Origin of the sequence: Streptococcus suis, assembly GCF_046032115.1 — a bacterium.
Lineage (GTDB): Bacteria > Bacillota > Bacilli > Lactobacillales > Streptococcaceae > Streptococcus > Streptococcus suis_AJ.
The window spans coordinates 1825-5059 of record NZ_JARQOZ010000063.1; the positions used below are offsets into that span (position 1 = coordinate 1825).

2 rRNA genes are annotated in these 3235 nt (G+C 49.2%); both read left to right on the forward strand.

Going from position 1 to position 3235, the window contains the following annotated elements:
* Nucleotides 1-22: 22 nt before the first annotated feature.
* Nucleotides 23-2926: ribosomal RNA gene (locus tag P7J36_RS11355) — 23S ribosomal RNA — on the forward strand.
* 192 nt (nt 2927-3118) lie between these two features.
* Nucleotides 3119-3234: ribosomal RNA gene (gene rrf, locus P7J36_RS11360) — 5S ribosomal RNA — on the forward strand.
* The last annotated feature ends 1 nt before the right edge of the window (nt 3235 follow it).

Consider the following 3235-nt stretch of genomic DNA (forward strand, 5'->3'; position numbering starts at 1 on the left):
TTTTGAAAAATTAGGTTAATAAGGTTAAGTTAATAAGGGCGCACGGTGGATGCCTTGGCACTAGAAGCCGATGAAGGACGTGACTAACGACGAAATGCCTTGGGGAGCTGTAAGTAAGCAATGATCCAGGGATGTCCGAATGGGGGAACCCGGCAGGTAATGCCTGTCACTCACTACTGTTAAGGTAGTGAAGAGGAAGACGCAGTGAACTGAAACATCTAAGTAGCTGCAGGAAGAGAAAGCAAAAGCGATTGCCTTAGTAGCGGCGAGCGAAACGGCAGGAGGGCAAACCGAGGAGTTTACTCCTCGGGGTTGTAGGACTGCAATGTGGACTTAAAGAGTATAGAAGAACTACCTGGGAAGGTAGGCCAAAGAGAGTAACAGCCTCGTATTTGAAATAGTCTTTATACCTAGCAGTATCCTGAGTACGGCGAGACACGCGAAATCTCGTCGGAATCCGGGAGGACCATCTCCCAACCCTAAATACTCTCTAGTGACCGATAGTGAACCAGTACCGTGAGGGAAAGGTGAAAAGTACCCCGGAAGGGGAGTGAAATAGAACCTGAAACCGTGTGCCTACAACAAGTTCGAGCCCGTTAATGGGTGAGAGCGTGCCTTTTGTAGAATGAACCGGCGAGTTACGATATGATGCGAGGTTAAGTTGAAGAGACGGAGCCGTAGGGAAACCGAGTCTTAATAGGGCGCATTAGTATTATGTCGTAGACCCGAAACCATGTGACCTACCCATGAGCAGGTTGAAGGTGCGGTAAGACGCACTGGAGGACCGAACCAGGGCACGTTGAAAAGTGCTTGGATGACTTGTGGGTAGCGGAGAAATTCCAAACGAACTTGGAGATAGCTGGTTCTCTCCGAAATAGCTTTAGGGCTAGCGTCGACATTTGAGAATCTTGGAGGTAGAGCACTGTTTGGATGAGGGGGCCATCTCGGTTTACTGATTTCAGATAAACTCCGAATGCCAATGATTTATGGTCGGCAGTCAGACTGCGAGTGCTAAGATCCGTAGTCGAAAGGGAAACAGCCCAGACCACCAGCTAAGGTCCCAAAATAATTGTTAAGTGGAAAAGGATGTGGGGTTGCACAGACAACTAGGATGTTAGCTTAGAAGCAGCTATTCATTCAAAGAGTGCGTAATAGCTCACTAGTCGAGTGACCCTGCGCCGAAAATGTACCGGGGCTAAAACAATTTACCGAAGCTGTGGATAACACTTAGGTGTTATGGTAGGAGAGCGTTCTATGTGTGAAGAAGGTATACCGTGAGGAGTGCTGGAACGCATAGAAGTGAGAATGCCGGTATGAGTAGCGAAAGATGGGTGAGAATCCCATCCACCGTAAGACTAAGGTTTCCAGGGGAAGGCTCGTCCGCCCTGGGTTAGTCGGGACCTAAGGAGAGACCGAAGGGTGTATCCGATGGACAACAGGTTGATATTCCTGTACTAGAGTATGAAGTGATGGAGGGACGCAGTAGGCTAACTAAAGCGGGCGATTGGAAGTGCCCGTCTAAGCAGTGAGGTGTGATATGAGTCAAATGCTTGTATCTATAACATTGAGCTGTGATGGGGAGCGAAGTTAAGTAGCGAAGTTAGTGACGTCACACTGCCGAGAAAAGCTTCTAGCGATGTATCATACTCTACCCGTACCGCAAACCGACACAGGTAGTCGAGGCGAGTAGCCTCAGGTGAGCGAGAGAACTCTCGTTAAGGAACTCGGCAAAATGACCCCGTAACTTCGGGAGAAGGGGTGCTGACTTAAGGTCAGCCGCAGTGAATAGGCCCAAGCAACTGTTTATCAAAAACACAGCTCTCTGCTAAATCGTAAGATGATGTATAGGGGGTGACGCCTGCCCGGTGCTGGAAGGTTAAGAGGAGGGTTTAGCGTAAGCGAAGATCTGAATTGAAGCCCCAGTAAACGGCGGCCGTAACTATAACGGTCCTAAGGTAGCGAAATTCCTTGTCGGGTAAGTTCCGACCCGCACGAAAGGCGTAATGATTTGGGCACTGTCTCAACGAGAGACTCGGTGAAATTTTAGTACCTGTGAAGATGCAGGTTACCCGCGACAGGACGGAAAGACCCCATGGAGCTTTACTGCAGTTTGATATTGAGTATCTGTACCACATGTACAGGATAGGTAGGAGCCTATGAAGTCGGGACGCCAGTTTCGACAGAGGCGCTGTTGGGATACTACCCTTGTGTTATGGCTACTCTAACCCGGATAGGTTATCCCTATCGGAGACAGTGTCTGACGGGCAGTTTGACTGGGGCGGTCGCCTCCTAAAAGGTAACGGAGGCGCCCAAAGGTTCCCTCAGAATGGTTGGAAATCATTCGCAGAGTGTAAAGGTATAAGGGAGCTTGACTGCGAGAGCTACAACTCGAGCAGGGACGAAAGTCGGGCTTAGTGATCCGGTGGTTCCGTATGGAAGGGCCATCGCTCAACGGATAAAAGCTACCCTGGGGATAACAGGCTTATCTCCCCCAAGAGTTCACATCGACGGGGAGGTTTGGCACCTCGATGTCGGCTCGTCGCATCCTGGGGCTGTAGTCGGTCCCAAGGGTTGGGCTGTTCGCCCATTAAAGCGGCACGCGAGCTGGGTTCAGAACGTCGTGAGACAGTTCGGTCCCTATCCGTCGCGGGCGTAGGAAATTTGAGAGGATCTGCTCCTAGTACGAGAGGACCAGAGTGGACTTACCGCTGGTGTACCAGTTGTCTTGCCAAAGGCATCGCTGGGTAGCTATGTAGGGACGGGATAAACGCTGAAAGCATCTAAGTGTGAAACCCACCTCAAGATGAGATTTCCCATAACTTTATGTTAGTAAGAGCCCTGAGAGATGATCAGGTAGATAGGTTGGAAGTGGAAGTGTGGCGACACATGTAGCGGACCAATACTAATCGCTCGAGGACTTATCCAAGAATAAGTAACGAAGGCGTTACAAATTCTGTATGAAAATAGGAAACTGACGCAGAGTCAATAGACTCTAGGAAGTTTATCTTTTTCACTAAGAATTTAGCCTGAGTACAATTACTCACGAGTCAATATTGACAAGCGATCGGTTTCTTGTTAGAATATAGATATTCAATTTTGAGTTGACAAGACTCAGTAGTTAAGTGACGATAGCCTAGGAGATACACCTGTACCCATGCCGAACACAGCAGTTAAGCCCTAGAACGCCTGAAGTAGTTGGGGGTTGCCCCCTGTTAGATACGGTAGTCGCTTAGCA